Here is a 14,335-nt window from a genome sequence, read left to right as displayed (position 1 = left end):
TCGGACGACGTTGCCTGCAGCGGCGGGTTGTCGGCGTCGCCTAGAGCCGGTCGGGCCGGAGCAGCTTGAGGCCACGCGCGGCCTCGTAGCCGTGGATCTCCTTCACATCGAGCTTGCGCATGAAGGTTATCGCGTCCTTGGTCAGGACCTGGCCGGGCACCATGATCGGGAAGCCCGGGGGGTACGGGATCACGAAGTTCGCCGAGATGAGGTCCGGCCCGTTCTCAAGCCGCTTGTCGATTTCGGCGCTGCGGAGCGGGACGTACTCGCAGTTTTCTTCCCGATAGGCCGCGAAGAAGGCGGTCCGCATGTCCCCCTCGCCCGTGGAGGCCCCGGCGTCCTTGCGATAGGCGTCGTGGAAGCGGCTGAAGTTCGGGAGGTCCGGGACCTCGGTCATGAGGGCGTGGACCTTCTTCTTGAAGCCGTCCGTCGTCGTTCCGCCGCCCTCCTCCAGCTCGCGGCAGACCTGCACCAGCACGCGCAGCAGCAACGCCACGTCGCTGCGGCTGTTGTTGATGTTGGACTGGATCAGCACCGAGTTGCGGGAGGTCTTGTTGACCTGGATGTTGAAGCGGTTGGCGAGCAGGCCCTTGAAGCTGGTGCCGTCGAACCCGGCCGTGCCGCACACCAAAGTCATGCGGGTCGGGTCGAGGTAGAACTCGTCTTCGCGAACGGCCTTGAGCACGGTGCTCCAGTTCACGCCGGGCGACAGGTAGTCGACGAAGCCGGAGTTGCGGAACTGCTCCGGGATCATCGCGTCCGCGCCGAGCACGCGGAAATACTTGGACACGAGCGGATGGCGGTTCACCGCGATGCGGATCTTGAGCGCGATCGTGATGGCGTTCATCACCAACCCGTAGCCCTCCAGCTCCATCTGCCGGCGCGCCACGTCGAGGCTGGCGATCAGCTGCTGGTTCGGGCTCGTGGAGGCGTGGGTGAAGATCGCTTCGTGGAACTGGCTCTCCACATGGGCGAAGTCGACGTCGTGGACCAGCACCATCGAGCCCTGGCGGATGGCCGACATCGATTTGTGGGTCGAGTTGGTCTGGTACACGCGCAGGCGCACCTTGCGCGGATCCGGAACCAGGCGCGTTTTCAGCAGCGTCTCGCGTGACGGGGCGGCGCCGAGCTCCGCCTGCTGGCGCTCATAGGCGTCGGCGGCCTCGGGGCTCGCCAGCGACTGCTTCAGCTCGGCCGCGGCCCCCATGGCGGTGCGTGGACGCAGGAAGGGCGACCAGTGGGCGAAGCCCGACCAGGCCTCGTCCCACAGGAAGATGAGGTCGGGCTTGATGGCGAGGCATTCCTCCATCACCCGCCGGGTGTTGTACATGTGGCCGTCGAACGTGCAATTCGTCAGGTCGAGCATGCGCACACGATCGAGGCGGCCCTCGTCGCGGAAGTCCAGCAGGGTCTTCTTGATCGTCTCCAGCGGGACCGCCCCGTACATGGAGTACTGTGTGAGCGGGAAAGCCTCCACATAGGCCGGCTGGCCGCCGGTCAGCACCAGGCCATAATGGTGCGACTTGTGGCAGTTGCGGTCGACGAGCACGACGTCGCCGGGCCGCACCAGCGCCTGGACCACCATCTTGTTGCTGGTCGAGGTTCCGTTGGTGACGAAGAAGACGTGGTCGGCTCCGAAAGCGCGGGCGGCCATGTCCTGCGCCTTCTTGATGGTGCCGGTCGGCTCGAGGAGGCTGTCCAGGCCGCCCGTGGTGGCGCTGCTCTCGGCCAGAAACAGGTTCATGCCGTAGAACTCGCCCATGTCGCGGATCCAGTCGGACTGGAACACCGACTTGCCGCGCGCGATCGGCAAGGCGTGAAAGGTCGCGATCGGCCGCTGGGCGTATTTCTTCAGGTTGTCGAAGAACGGCGTCTCGTATCGCGCCGCGACGCCCTCCAGAATGGAGAGGTGCAACTCGATCGGCTCCTCCACGGCATGGAACACCCGGCGGAGCACGTCGGCGTTCGGGTCGCCCGCGATGGCCTCCACGTTGCGGCCGGCGAGCATGTAGAGATCGAGCTCGGGGCGGATGCGTTTGAAAGCGCGGGCCAGCTCAAGCCCTGAGGTCCCATGAAGCTTCGTCTGGGCGACGTGCTCCAGCAGCTCGCGGATCACCGGCGCCTCGTGGCGGGAGTGGACCGGAATATTTTCTCCGACGACGACGGCGGCCAGACGGGGGTTGAGCACCGCCGCGCAGATCGCGTCCTCGATCGAGCCTGCAAACACCGGCTCATAGACGAACTGGTCCTCGCGCCGGCGCAGGCGCCGCACCTGGCCCCGCAGAGCCTTCCACCGCGGCTCCTCCTGGGCAGTCACGTATAGCACCTCGAAGTAAGGGCGCCTGGTCTCGCCCGGATCGACGATGCTGGGCATGATGTCGACGGCGCCGGCCGACTCGTCTGCTTCCCACTCGTCGGCTAGGTCCGAGCCTCGCCCCAGCATCAAGATTTCCGATACATGCCGGGCAAGCCGCGCAGCTTCTTCGGCTTCTCCCGATTCCACGAGACCGCGAAGACGCTCGACCGCGGCGGCGCCCGGAATGGCGTGGAACTGCTCGATCACGACGAGTTCGTCGACGGCGTCCGCGAGCCCCTCGGGGAGCTTTCCGTCTTGGGCCCAGTCGCGCGCCTGATCCGCCAGCGCCTGCCAGCGGTCGTTGCGCGTGGCGTGCAGCACGAAGAATTGGTCGATACGGGGCGCCGTTTTGGCCATGGTTGCCTCCCTTGGGTGCGTGGGCGGCTACCAAGACCTGGAAGGCCGGACGCGGGCTGAAAGCATGCTCGCGCCCGGGTTGTCGGCTAAGTATCTTACGGTTGCGGCGGGAAGCGGCGACCCCGCAGGAACGCCGAAGTCTGCAACCCAGGCAGCCTCCTACAGTAAGATACTCGAAAGAGCCCGGCCCGGGCCGCATGCTCCAGGCATCAAGTCGACTGCGCCTGGCAAGCCTCGCTTCGACAACAGCTCGTCGCTATCGGGGGCGCCTCGCGCAGCGCGGCGTTTCATGAAGCAGTTTTTGTTTTGCCGGAGCGCCGCCAGATCTTGATCGGCATCCCGGGGGCGCCCGCGAAGACGCGCAGCCGGCAGCTTCGCGCCTCCCGCGCGACCGAAGCATTTTTCGAAGTAATCAGAGGACGAACACATGAAAGCGCTGGGTATCGCCGCATTAGCCACTCTCGGGTTGACCCTGTGCGGCCCGGCCCGCGCCCAGCAGGACCCGAACCTGACCGGCGCCTATGTCGGCCCGGGCCAGAGCTGCACGGATATGTTCGTGACCCGCAAGGGCCAGGCCAGCTTCAAGACGCCCCGCAACGCCTTCAGCTCCGCCCTTTTGATCAAGGGCGCTTCAGTGCAGACGCCCTTGGCGACGTGCAAGATCGCACGGCGGACGTCGGGCCAGAACGGCGTCACCACGCTCGATCTGCAATGCACCAACATGATGTCGTCGACGCCGGTGAAAGCCTATCTTCGCCACGGCGAGGACGGCGCGCTGGTTCGCCTGACCAGCCCTGAGGACACCAGCGGCGATCGCTACGAGCGCTGCGCGCCCTGACCTCTCCGGTGTCTCCGTTTCTCCGTTCCTCGGTCGGCTCCCGGCGCGACAGCACCGGGGGCCGATCGGCTTTTGCCGGCCTCATGCCGGGAGTTCGCCCGCCGTCATGGCAGCGGAGCCCTCCCCAACCGGCGGACAGTTATCGTGCCGGAGGTTGCAGACCCGGGATCGTGATCCCGGTCACCCCGTTGATGATGATCTGGACGCCGACGCACAGCAGCAGGAAGGCCGAGAGACGCATGATCACGCTGGTGCCTTCCGGCCCGAGAATGCGGGCCATGCGGGACACATGCGCGTAGGCATGGAAGATGGCTACCGCCACGATGAAGGACGCCGTCAGCGTCGAAAGCAGCGGGATGATCCAGCCCTGGTTCCAACCGTGACTTAGGTCGCGGCTGGCCGCGAGCGTAATGGCGGTCGCGATCGTGCCCGGCCCCGTGGTGAGAGGCACGGTTAGCGGAAAAAAGGCCTGCGCGCGGATTGCATCGGCCGACTGGCTCGAGGATGCATGGGCCTCGTCATTCAGCGGAGCCTCGTTGAGCAGGTTCCAGCCCGCTGCTCCCACCACGAGACCGCCGGCGATGCGCAGCGCGGGGATCGATATCCCGAAAAAGCCCAGGATCAGGGTTCCAGCCAGGCTCGAGACGATGAGTACGCAAAATGCATAGATCGCCACCTGCTTGGCCACGCCGGAGCGTTCCCGATCGGATAGGCCCATGGTCCGGTGGAGGAATACGAAGGCGAGGCCATAGGGGTTGATGATCGCGAAAAGCGTCGCAAGTTCGAACAGAAAGCTCTTGAGCACGTTCTCGCTCCCGGCCTGCCTATGTGGCCGTGAGACTGACGATCACGGACCCCCAGGTGGTGAGCAGGATGTGGCCGACCGGGACCGCGGGCGTGTAGCCCAGCACGGCGACCGGGCTGCCCGACCGTTCCTGCACGGCCGCCATCGCGGCCGTCATGGTCTGCGCGCCCGCGATCGCCCCGAGCACCAGGATCGGGTTCATGCCCAGCACGTAGCGGCCAAAGAAGAGCCCGACGAGCGGTGGAACCAAAGTCACGATCATGCCGCCGAACAGCAGTCCGACGCCGGCTTCCGCTATGGCTTTGAAGAAGACCGGTCCTGCGTGTAGCCCGGTCATTCCCACAAAGGCGGCGAGGCCAAGCGCGGTCATCAGGCTGACCGCCCCGTCCGGGATGCGACCGAACAGCGGATAGCGCGTCCGCAGGTGCCCCACGGCAAGGCCCGCCAACAACGTGCCCACGCTGGTGCTGAGTGCGATCTTCACCCCGCCGATCGGGAATGCGATCAGCACGCCGGCCAGTCCGCCGAGAAATATGGCGAGGCCCAACACCACGAAATCGGTGGCCGTCGTGGGCGCCACGACGGCGCCGATGCGCTTTGCGGCCTGTCGGACGGCCTCTTCGGGCCCCACCAGACGCAGGATGTCGCCTTTTTCGACCACCACGCCGGGGGCGATCGGCATCTCGGCTTCGCCTCGCGTCATGGACCGCAGGTAGACGCTGCGCGTCCAATCCTCCTGGGCGACCGATTCGATGCTGCGTCCGGCAAAGTCCCGGCTCTGGACGAGCACGTCGACGGCGGAGATCGGCAAGTCCAGGAGTTCCTGGTCCTCCACTTCGTCCGCCAGCGGCCCGACCGTCTCGACGACGATGTCCCGGCGTCCGGAAAGGGCCAGGATGTCGCCGGCCTCGAGGACGAGGCTCGGTTCTGCTTCGAGGATGCGCTCTCCGCGGCGAAGGCGCTGGACAAACAGCCGGCGATCGCGCGCCCCGGCCTCCGCATCCCTGATGGGGCGGCCAACCAGGGGCGACCCCGCGGGCAGCGGAAACGCGCGCAGTTCGAATTTACGCCAGGCCGAGACGACGCCGGGGGTTAACCGGGAAATGCCCAGCTTCTTCTCCAGCGCGATCGCTTCCTCGCGCAAGTCGATCCTGAGCAGCGTCGGAGCCGCGACGCTGCAGAACAGGATGAGCCCCGCCGCGCCGAAGACGTAGCAGACCGCGTCGGCCACGGCCATGTGGGCGACATAGCGGGCCTTGTCGGCGTCCGACAGCTGGAGCTGGTTGATCGCCTCGGTGGCGGTTCCCATGGCAGGGCTCTCGGTCAGTGATCCGGACAGGAGGCCTGCCGAGAAGCCAGGATCCAATTTGAGATATCGGGCAACCGCGACAGCGACCAGCAACCCCGTCACCGAGCAGACCAGGGCTAACAGCACCGGCTTGAAGCCGTCGCGCTTCAACGATTGCAGGAACTGTGGCCCCACCGAGTAGCCGATACCGAAGAGGAAAAGGAGGAAGAGAAAAGATTTCAGCGTTCCCGACACTGGCGTTTCTGCGAACTGCCCCACGGCGATGCCCGCGAACAATGAGCCCGTCACTGGGCCGAGCCCAAAACCCGCGACCTTGAAGCCGCCAATCCAGTATCCAGCGCTGATCACCAGGAAGAGGGTCAGCTCGGGATAACGGACAAGAAAGTCATGGATCCAGTCGAGCACGGCGGCTTCTCCGGTGATGCGCCCGCTGCATGGGCCGCTCCGATCCCACCATGCGCCCGCCCCACAGCCGATATGAGTTTCTTACAGTAGCGGCCCTTCCTCTGACGTGAGGATGGGGGAGTTTGCCTCGGCGCCGACGAGTGTCCGCGCGCTCCTTACCGTATGAAACTTCTCGGGCCTGCCACCGAATGCTTCGATCCGCGCTCCATGGTGGAGGCGCTACCGCATGACTCCGCGTCCGTTCACGGTTTCCATCCTGACGCTGCTGCTCGCAGCTGGAAGCCAGGAGATCAGAGCGCAAACGGCGCCGGCCACGACGCCGCCCGCCTCCGGTCCGTCAGCGCCGGTCAACAGCCCACCGTCGCCCATCGAAGCGTCCGGGCAAGCAAATCTGCAGGCTTTCAGCAGAAGCGAGCTGGAGACGCTGCTGAAGCCGATTGCGCTGTATCCCGATGTGCTTCTTGCGCAGTTGCTGCCCGCATCCGCCTACCCGCTCGAGATCGTGCAGGCCGCCCGATGGCTCGATCGCAACAAGGCGGCCGTCCAGAAAAGCGATTACTCCGCCGCCGACGCACAGAACTGGGATCCGAGCGTCAAGGCGATGCTGCGGTTTCCGGATTTGATCCGGCGCATGAACGACGACCTGGATTGGACGAGCGACCTTGGCGACGCTTTCGTGCATCAGCCGAATGACGTCGCCCAGGTCATCCAGTCCCTGAGAGCCGCCGCCGAAAAGACCGGGGCCCTGAAGTCGTCCAAAGAGCAGACGGTCACGCGCCGGCAGGAGAGCGGAAAAGCCGAGATCGTCATCGAGCCGGCCGACCCCGAGGTCGTCTACGTGCCTGCCTATGAGACCACCGTCTACGACCCGGGCTATTCGGCGGTCGGAGCCGGCCTGATCGGGTTCGGCGCCGGCGTGGTGGTCGGGTCCCTGGTCAACAACGCATCCTGGAACTGGGGAACGGGCGTCGTCTATCCCCCGGTCTGGCCAGGCTACCCCGGATATCGGCCGCCCCCTCCGCGTCCACCCGGCGTGAGGCCGCCCGGCGGGCTGCCCGGCGCGCCCGGATCGGGGTTGCGGCCCGGTGGAGGCGGCGCCATCAACATCGGAAACGACATCAACATCGGGGGCGGCAATCTGGTCGGCAACGCCAAGCCGTGGCGGCCGGATCCGGACCGCTACCGCCCCGGCCAAGGCAGCAAGCCGGGGCTGAGCCGGCCCATTGCGCCCGGAGCCGGCGTACGGCCCGGCGACGGGCCCGGCGGTCCGCGCCCCGCGGCACTCCCCGCCCGGGATGGGCGGCCGGGCGCCGGCGGGATCGGCGCAGCCGCCGCGGGCGGCGCTCTTGCGGGCGCGGCCGCGTCTGCGCGCCCGCGCGCCGAGACCCGCCCTGCGGAGCGGGGCGGCCAGGCCGCGCAGCGGCCGGCGACATCACAAAAGCCGGCGGCGCGGCCAAAGCCCGTCGCCAAAGCCCCTTCGGCGCGGCCAGCGCAGCCGGTGCGCCCACCGACCGCCTTTGGCGGAATGGACATGGGCCGAGGAGCAGCGTCCTTCGGCGCCCGTGGCGCGTCCAGCCGCGCCCAAGCCGGCTTCGGAGGCGGCTCGGGCATGCGCGGAGGCGGCTCCGCCATGCGCGGCGGGGGCGGCGGCATGCGCGGAGGCGGAGGCGGGGGGCGCGGCGGAGGCGGTCGCCGTCGCTAGCGTCCGGACACCAGGAGAATGACGATGAGGGTTTCGATGACGCCGTCCAGGCTTCGCCGCGTTGGCGCTGCAGCCCTGGCGTTCAGCATGGCGGCGACCGCAGTCTCCGCCCAGCAGATTTTCGCATCCCCCGAAGAGGCGGCGCGCGCTCTGGTGAAGGCGACGGAGCAGCCTCGGCCCGGCGACCTCGACCAGCTGTTCGGTCCCGGGGCGCGCGACCTGATCAGCACCGGGGATGCGGCGGAGGATCAGCGCCGGATCGCGGCGTTTCGGACGGCGGCGGCCGAGTCCGTCGACCTGCAGCCCGCGGGGGACGCAACGCGCGTGATGGCGCTCGGCCGACGGGCATGGCCGTTTCCCATCCCGATCGTCAAACAGGCTTCGGGCTGGGCCTTCGACCTCAAGGCTGGACGCGAGGAACTCGTCAACCGCGCCGTGGGCTTCAACGAACTCAGCGCGGTGGAGGCCTGCCGGGCCTATGTCGCGGCTCAGAAAGAGTACTTCCGCCTCGACCGGGACGAAGACGAGGTGGCCGAGTACGCCCAGCGCATCGTGAGTACGCCGGGCAAGCGAGACGGCTTGTATTGGGAGTCCACCGCCCAGGGTGACGTCAGTCCCCTGGACGACCGCCTGTTCCAGGCGTCCACGGCCGTGAAGGCTGGCCGCGAACCGTATCGCGGCTATTATTTCCGCGTGCTCAAAGCCCAGGGGCCGGCCGCACCGGGGGGCGCTCATAGTTATGTCATCAACGGCCATATGATCGCGGGTTTCGGTCTCGTGGCCTATCCGGCCGACTGGGGCAGGACGGGCGTAATGACGTTCATCTGCAACCAGCAGGGCAAGATCTTCGAGCAGGATCTCGGCTTGGAAACGGCCGCGCGCGCGTCCGCGATGAGCGCCTACGATCCCGGCAAAGGCTGGCGTCTCGTGCAGTAGAGTCGAGCCCCGCCTTCAGTTTTGGAGCGAACCATGTGTAGCCAGGGCGAAACGCCGCCGATTTAAGCGCTGCTGCGCGAGAACTGAACAGCGCGACTCGGCCTGATGAGGCCAAGCCGCGCGATCCGGGCTCGGTTGCTTGGCTAACGGAGGTTACGATGAGAAAGATCGCTTTCCTTATCCTCGCGTCGACTTTGCTTTTCAGCCCCCTCTCCTTGTCGCCCGCCTCCGCGAGGTGGGGCGGCGGCCACGGTCATTGGGGAGCCGGCCACTGGGGCGGCGGCGGCCATTGGGGTGGCGGCCATTGGGGTGGCGGCCGCTATTACGGCGGTGGCCGCTATTATGGCCGCTATTACGGCGGTGGCTGGGGACACGCGGGCTGGGGTCCCGGCTGGGGTTGGGGCGTCGGCGCAGCCGGCGTCGCAGGCCTCCTGGTCGGGTCGGCCCTGGCCGGCACGGGCTATGGATACGGCTACGGCTACGGCGTCCCGTATTACGACGCAGGCTATGCATATCCGTATGCGGGCGACGTCTACTACGGCACGCCTTATTACGACTACGGGTATGCGCCGCGCGTCGTGGTTTACCGGCATTATTATCCGCGCAGCGTCTATTACCGGCGCGCCTATGTGGGACCCCGCTATGTGGGCAGGTCCTATTACCGGGCCGGCTATCACCGGCCGGTCTATCACCGGGGCTCCCGCTACCGGGTCGCCCACTACCGGGCAGCACATGTGACGCACGCGGCCCGGCATGTGCGGCGCCGCTAGGATGACTGCGAGTTAGAGCGGTCGGGCCCGACCCTCGCGCTTTGCCTCGGCGTGGGTCCGGCCGCTGTTTCAGTCTCCGGCGAAAATTGGGATGATTACGACCAAATGTGACAGATTGTTACTACGATATTACAAAGCATTGCAGGATCGTTACAGCCGCCATCCGAACGATTTAGATGTAACTGTTAGTATTTCGTCGGATTGAATGCCAGAATGGTCGCCTCCTAATCTATTGAGAAATGGAGGAGGCGTTATGACCGTTCTCGAAGCGAAGCTCACGAATTGGAGCGCCCACTCGTCGAAACCTACGTGGAAAAGATCTGCGGCAGCAGTGATTTCCGCAGATCCAAGCGTCTCACGCGGTTCCTTCGCTACATCGTTTGCGAAAAGCTGGAGGGCTCGGACGCGCGCCTGAAAGCCTACTCGATCGCACTGGCGGTGTTTGACCGGCCGGCATCTTTCGACGGGCAGATCGACCCCGTGGTCCGTATCGAGGCCGGACGCCTCAGGCGCGCGCTGGAACGCTATTACCATTCGGCTGGCAAGGACGATCCCATCGTGATCTCGGTGCCGCGTGGCGGCTACGTTCCTGCTTTCCAGAAGCGGACCGAGGAGGGTTACGTCGGGTGCGACGAGCATGAAACCTGCCCGGAGGAGAAAGGTTACGAACCGTCTCACCATCAACTCGCGATGCGAGCGCGGCCGAGATCCAACGGGATGCGATGGAGCGTCGCCGTAGCGGCCGCCGTGGTGGCTCTGCTGGCGACGCTCGTCCCGTTCTGGGTGTGGGACGATGGTCAGTACGGGCCCAACTCGTCTTCGTTGAAGCCTCTGGTGGCGGTCACGCCTTTTGTCGCCCAGAGGGGCGACGCGTCGGCGGAGCAGATTGCCAAGGGCTTCTCGGAACAGCTGATCGATCAGCTGGCGTCCTTCAGCGACCTGCGGATCCTCGGCCGCGAGGCGATAAGCCAAGCGCCCGACGAACCCCGGGGTTCAGCCTGGACCCGCTTCAACGTCCGGTACGTGATCGAGGGGAACGTGGTCATGTCGTCCAAGGGTGGCGTCCTGACGGCGCGATTGGTGGACGCGCGAAGCGGCCAGATCCTCTGGATCGAGCACCAGACGATCGACAACGGCGCGGAGCTGCCCCCCAAGACGCAAGCGAACCTGGCGCAGAAGATTTCCGACACGATGTCGCGTACGTCTCTGGCGTTTTCCGGCGGGCGGTAAGGCCAATCGACCCGCAGGTCGCGGCGATGGACGGAGCCTGGACTGAAACTGATCACGCTCAGTCGGTCAGGCCGTGGACGCGGTATTTGAACCAGGGTGCGCGTCGAGCTCCGCGCGCTCATCCGCGCCGGGTCGCGGCCAACGGCCAAGGCCGAGCTCGTCTGCCGTCGAGCTCCGCCTGGCGACTGATGGGTCGGCGACTTGGGGATGATTGCGGGCTGGCCGGATTCCAAGCCGCACCGATCGGCGGCCTACTCGCGGTGTGGCGTCTGGTTGGGAGCTCTCGATGGTCGGGCCGACGCCTGCAACGCACAAGACCCCGAAGGCGGCCGCTCTGGCGGGCATCGTATTCGCGCTACTCATGCTGGCCGCGTTCGCAATCCTCCTTCAAGCCATCGAGCCCCGCCTCAGCGACAAGGGGGGATGGGCGCAGGCAAAGGCTCACGCGGTTCATTTCGCGCTGCAGCTGATCCCCGTCGCCGGCGTGTCCTTCCTGTGGTTCATCGGCGTCCTCCGCGACCGGCTTGGGCCGAACGAGGACAAGCTGTTCGCGACCGTTTTCCTTGGCAGCGGCGTCCTCTTTGTCGGCCTGATCTTCGTCGCCGCGGCGGCGACGAGCTCGATCCTGTTCGCGGCTGAAGACCCCGCTTTCGTGGACAGCCCCACCTTCAAGCTGGCGCGCTCGCTGACCTACGACCTGACGAGCGTCTACGCCATGAAGATGGCCGCGGTGTTCATGTTCACGGCCTCGTCCATGATCATCCGGACCGGGTTCACGGCCCGTTGGACCGCCATCCTGGGATATGCCCTGGGGTTGACCGTGCTGCTGGCCAGCCAATCCGTCTCATGGACCTTGTTCCTGTTTCCCATTTGGGTCCTGACCGTCAGCGTCACCATTCTGGTGCGGCAATGGCGGCTGACCGACCCCGGGACCGTCGCGTGCGACGACACGAGCCCTCCGCCCTTCGTCCCGGAAACCTGACGCATGCGCCTGTGGCTTATCCCGACTGCGTACACGGCCGCGAGCGTCTCGGCCGCCGCCGTCATTCCGAGGCTCGAAAGGGCCTGGGCGCCAGAGCTGGTGCACGGGATGTCAGCTGCGTCGGCGACCGCTTTCCTGTCGGCGACGGCTTCCGGCATGCTGGCCATGACGGCAATCGTATTCTCGATCGCCTTCGTGATGGTGCAGTTCAGCGCAATCGCCTATTCGCCGCGACTGGTGCTCTGGTTCGCTTCCCGGCCCGGGCTCTACCACGCTCTCGGGGTGTTCATGGCCACCTTCGCGTACGCGATGGCGGTGATGATGTGGACGGACAGAGCGGGCAGCGGCTCGGCGCCGTTGATATCCACCTTGATGGTGGTCGGCCTCCTGGTGGCCAGCATGCTGGCTTTCGTACTGCTCGTGCACAGCCTTTCGGGTCTGCAGATCACGGAGGTTCTTTGTCTGATCGGCGACCAGGGACGGGCCGTATTGGCCAGATCCAGCTCCGTTTATTCCGGACCGCAGGCCATCAGAAACCAGCAGGCTGCGCCCCTCGTCGCCGATATGGGACCTCCACTTCGCACGCTGACCTATGCGGGAAGCCCGAGCAGCATCCTGCGGCTCGACATCAAGGCCCTGGTCGACGAGGCCGATCGCGCCGGCGCAGTATTCGTGATGGCGTGCGGGGTTGGGAACACGCTCGTCGAAGGTAGCCCGATTCTGCACATCCACGCGTCCGGCGCCGTGATCCAGGACGTGAACGAAGCCCTCATCAAGGCCGCCGTTCATCTCGGTCGGGAGCGCACTTTCGACCAGGATCCCGAGTGGCCGATCCGTTTGCTCGTCGATATCGCCATCAAGGCCTTGTCGCCGGCGATCAATGATCCGACCACGGCGGTTCAGGCTCTCGACCAGATCGACGATCTCTTGCGCCGCATGGCGAAGATGGAGCTGGACGACATCTGGGTCACCGGGGCGAGCGGCGCGCCGCGGCTGTTCGTGCCTCTGCCGAGCTGGGAAGACCTTCTGGCGCTTTCGTTTGACGAAATCCGCCAGTTTGGGTCGGGCTCCGTCCAGGTTCTGCGCCGGCTCAGGGTTTCGATGCTGATGCTGCAGCAGATCGCGAGCACTCCGGAGCGGCGCGACGCCGTCCGTCGTTACTTGAGCCATCTCGACAAAAACATTCAAAACTCCGGCCTGGACAACCAGGATCGCAGCACCGCGCGCCAGATTGATCTTCATGGCCTCGGGGTGGCGCGCCCGTTGAAGCGGTTCGGCCCCAGGAGGCGGTCCACCCTTCCCCCGGAGTTGTAGAGCAGACCTGGCCAGCGAGCGTCGCGTGCCTCACCCAGTGCGTCCGGTCGAGGATCGCCAAGGCTGGGCCTAATGAACCAGGAAGATGGGGATGCGGGAGTCCTGGATCAGCCGGCGCGTGCACGAACCGAACAGGGTCTTGAAGCCCTGATGCCCATAGGCTCCCATCGCCAGCGTCGTGGCCCCGACAGCCTTCGCGATGTCGAGTATGCGTGCGGACGTAGACGCCGCTCCCTCCGCCAGCGTTCCGATTGCCCGCGCATCCGGACAGTCGTACCGGCTCAGCAGCCGGCAGGCGGCAGATGCGATGGTTTCAGCCTGGCCGAGGGTTGGCGCCGCTGTCACCACGTGCACCGTCCGGCCGGCGCAAAAGCCCAGCGCCGCGAAGAAGTGCAGCGCGCGGGACGATGACGCGCTGCCGTCGAAGGCCAGCAGCGCCGGCCCCTCCCAGGAAACGAAAGTTTCGCCCCCGGACGGCAACACGATCACCGGGCGCGGCTCGAGCTTGATCAGGTTCTCGACGCATGGAGCCAGATCTTCCGCGTTTCGCTCCATCGCGAAGCAAGCGTCATGCGACAGGATGATCGCGTCATGCTCGGTTGCGGCATCCCGTAGGATCTCGGTCGGGTCTCCATTGAGGGTGCACACTCCCCAGGAAAGGTCGGTTTGCTGCGCAGCCAGTTCGAAAGCCTGCACGGAAGCCGCGACCGCGTTCTCGGCGGCGGTCAACTCCCGGAGTTCGAGCTTCTGCTTGAAGATCATTCCGCCAGCCGGCACGGCCTGCGGGCGCTTGATCCAATCGCTGTTGACGATGCCGGTGGCCTGGATGTGAGCTCCATGCCGGCCTGCCAGACCGAGAGCGGCCTCGATCAGCCCTGTGCTTCCAGGCGTTCCGTCGAGAGCCAACAGAAGGCTGCGCATTCCACACCTCTTCAGCGAGAAACCAGCTTGCGCTTCAGCATCATCTCGGCCCCGGCGCCCGAGCCGCCGGTTCGGCTCGGCATCGCGTTTCCGCTCTTCGTGGTGAGTTCCTCGATAGCGCCAAGGATCGCGCCATCCGAAATCGACACGCCTGCCTCATCGAATTGCTTCCGGAGGCGGCCGTAGACATCTTGCCCGAGCGGATCGCCATCTCCTCTGGCGAACGCCTCCCCAAAGACATCGGCGGCCTCGCCGCTCAGGCCCAGCTTTTCGGCGGCCCATTTTCCAAGAAGCAGATTGCGGAGCATGGCCTTCGCGATGTCGTTCGCCATCGATCACCTCCCGCGGCAGCCTTGCGGTCATTGATTTTGAACGAAAGCCACGGACGCACAATGATCGCGATCAACTTA

Annotated in this window: 12 protein-coding genes; 7 read left to right on the top strand and 5 right to left on the bottom strand. The window is 66.0% G+C overall.

Annotated features, from left to right (window positions below; all coding sequences use genetic code 11):
- Window positions 1-40: 40 nt before the first annotated feature.
- Window positions 41-2,713 (bottom strand): beta-eliminating lyase-related protein, encoded by a 2,673-nt coding sequence (locus tag IEV99_RS04065; protein ID WP_188516423.1) that lies wholly within the window; start codon window positions 2,711-2,713, stop codon window positions 41-43.
- A gap of 427 nt (window positions 2,714-3,140) precedes the next feature.
- Here IEV99_RS04065 and IEV99_RS04060 point away from each other — a divergent pair, with 427 nt between their 5' ends.
- A complete protein-coding gene (locus IEV99_RS04060; RefSeq protein WP_188516422.1) occupies window positions 3,141-3,551 on the top strand; it encodes a hypothetical protein in 411 nt (136 codons plus the stop codon).
- 139 nt (window positions 3,552-3,690) lie between these two features.
- Here IEV99_RS04060 and IEV99_RS04055 read toward each other — a convergent pair whose 3' ends face one another.
- Both IEV99_RS04055 and aspT read right to left on the bottom strand, forming a co-directional pair.
- On the bottom strand, window positions 3,691-4,356 hold the full coding sequence (locus IEV99_RS04055; protein WP_188516421.1) for a MarC family protein: 666 nt from the start codon (window positions 4,354-4,356) through the stop codon (window positions 3,691-3,693).
- A gap of 19 nt (window positions 4,357-4,375) precedes the next feature.
- Complete coding sequence (gene aspT / locus IEV99_RS04050; protein WP_188516420.1) at window positions 4,376-6,070, bottom strand: aspartate-alanine antiporter; 1,695 nt, start codon at window positions 6,068-6,070, stop codon at window positions 4,376-4,378.
- Window positions 6,071-6,296: 226 nt separating this feature from the next.
- Between aspT and IEV99_RS04045 the strand changes: the two genes are divergently transcribed.
- The 6 genes from IEV99_RS04045 to IEV99_RS04020 all read left to right on the top strand — a co-directional run bounded on the left by IEV99_RS04045 (window position 6,297) and on the right by IEV99_RS04020 (window position 13,004).
- Window positions 6,297-7,772, top strand: coding sequence for a DUF3300 domain-containing protein (locus IEV99_RS04045; protein WP_188516419.1), 1,476 nt, complete (start codon window positions 6,297-6,299; stop codon window positions 7,770-7,772).
- 24 nt (window positions 7,773-7,796) lie between these two features.
- Entirely contained in the window at window positions 7,797-8,708 is a 912-nt protein-coding gene (locus IEV99_RS04040) for a DUF2950 domain-containing protein (protein ID WP_188516418.1), read from the top strand.
- Window positions 8,709-8,866: 158 nt separating this feature from the next.
- Window positions 8,867-9,478 carry a hypothetical protein gene (locus IEV99_RS04035; protein ID WP_188516417.1) on the top strand — a complete coding sequence of 204 codons (612 nt, stop codon included), beginning with the start codon at window positions 8,867-8,869 and terminating at the stop codon, window positions 9,476-9,478.
- A 309-nt stretch (window positions 9,479-9,787) separates the two neighbouring features.
- A complete protein-coding gene (locus IEV99_RS04030) occupies window positions 9,788-10,708 on the top strand; it encodes a hypothetical protein (protein WP_188516416.1) in 921 nt (306 codons plus the stop codon).
- A 286-nt stretch (window positions 10,709-10,994) separates the two neighbouring features.
- Window positions 10,995-11,690 carry a hypothetical protein gene (locus IEV99_RS04025; protein ID WP_188516415.1) on the top strand — a complete coding sequence of 232 codons (696 nt, stop codon included), beginning with the start codon at window positions 10,995-10,997 and terminating at the stop codon, window positions 11,688-11,690.
- 3 nt (window positions 11,691-11,693) lie between these two features.
- Window positions 11,694-13,004, top strand: a complete 1,311-nt coding sequence (locus tag IEV99_RS04020; RefSeq protein WP_188516414.1) for a DUF2254 domain-containing protein — start codon at window positions 11,694-11,696, stop codon at window positions 13,002-13,004.
- Between the two features lie 69 nt (window positions 13,005-13,073).
- On the opposite strand, the gene IEV99_RS04015 is transcribed toward IEV99_RS04020, so the two are convergent.
- Together IEV99_RS04015 and IEV99_RS04010 are read right to left on the bottom strand one after the other, a co-directional pair.
- Window positions 13,074-13,766, bottom strand: coding sequence for a universal stress protein (locus tag IEV99_RS04015; RefSeq protein ID WP_188516413.1), 693 nt, complete (start codon window positions 13,764-13,766; stop codon window positions 13,074-13,076).
- A gap of 170 nt (window positions 13,767-13,936) precedes the next feature.
- Window positions 13,937-14,257: an ATPase inhibitor subunit zeta gene (locus IEV99_RS04010; RefSeq protein WP_188516412.1), complete on the bottom strand. Its 321-nt coding sequence runs from the start codon at window positions 14,255-14,257 to the stop codon at window positions 13,937-13,939.
- Between the last annotated feature and the right edge of the window lie 78 nt (window positions 14,258-14,335).

Origin of the sequence: Alsobacter metallidurans (assembly GCF_014636935.1) — a bacterium.
GTDB lineage: Bacteria > Pseudomonadota > Alphaproteobacteria > Rhizobiales > Beijerinckiaceae > Alsobacter > Alsobacter metallidurans.
The sequence above is the reverse complement of the archived record's forward strand: the minus strand, read 5'-3'. Positions and strand labels throughout refer to the sequence as shown.

Excerpts from the sequence above, each read along its gene's own strand:
- IEV99_RS04065 (WP_188516423.1), bottom strand. The coding sequence starts at position 2,713 with ATGGCCAAAACGGCGCCCCGTATCGACCAATTCTTCGTGCTGCACGCC.
- IEV99_RS04060 (WP_188516422.1), top strand. The coding sequence starts at position 3,141 with ATGAAAGCGCTGGGTATCGCCGCATTAGCCACTCTCGGGTTGACCCTG.
- IEV99_RS04045 (WP_188516419.1), top strand. The coding sequence starts at position 6,297 with ATGACTCCGCGTCCGTTCACGGTTTCCATCCTGACGCTGCTGCTCGCA.
- IEV99_RS04040 (WP_188516418.1), top strand. The coding sequence starts at position 7,797 with ATGAGGGTTTCGATGACGCCGTCCAGGCTTCGCCGCGTTGGCGCTGCA.
- IEV99_RS04035 (WP_188516417.1), top strand. The coding sequence starts at position 8,867 with ATGAGAAAGATCGCTTTCCTTATCCTCGCGTCGACTTTGCTTTTCAGC.
- IEV99_RS04025 (WP_188516415.1), top strand. The coding sequence starts at position 10,995 with ATGGTCGGGCCGACGCCTGCAACGCACAAGACCCCGAAGGCGGCCGCT.
- IEV99_RS04020 (WP_188516414.1), top strand. The coding sequence starts at position 11,694 with ATGCGCCTGTGGCTTATCCCGACTGCGTACACGGCCGCGAGCGTCTCG.
- IEV99_RS04015 (WP_188516413.1), bottom strand. The coding sequence starts at position 13,766 with ATGATCTTCAAGCAGAAGCTCGAACTCCGGGAGTTGACCGCCGCCGAG.
- IEV99_RS04010 (WP_188516412.1), bottom strand. The coding sequence starts at position 14,257 with ATGGCGAACGACATCGCGAAGGCCATGCTCCGCAATCTGCTTCTTGGA.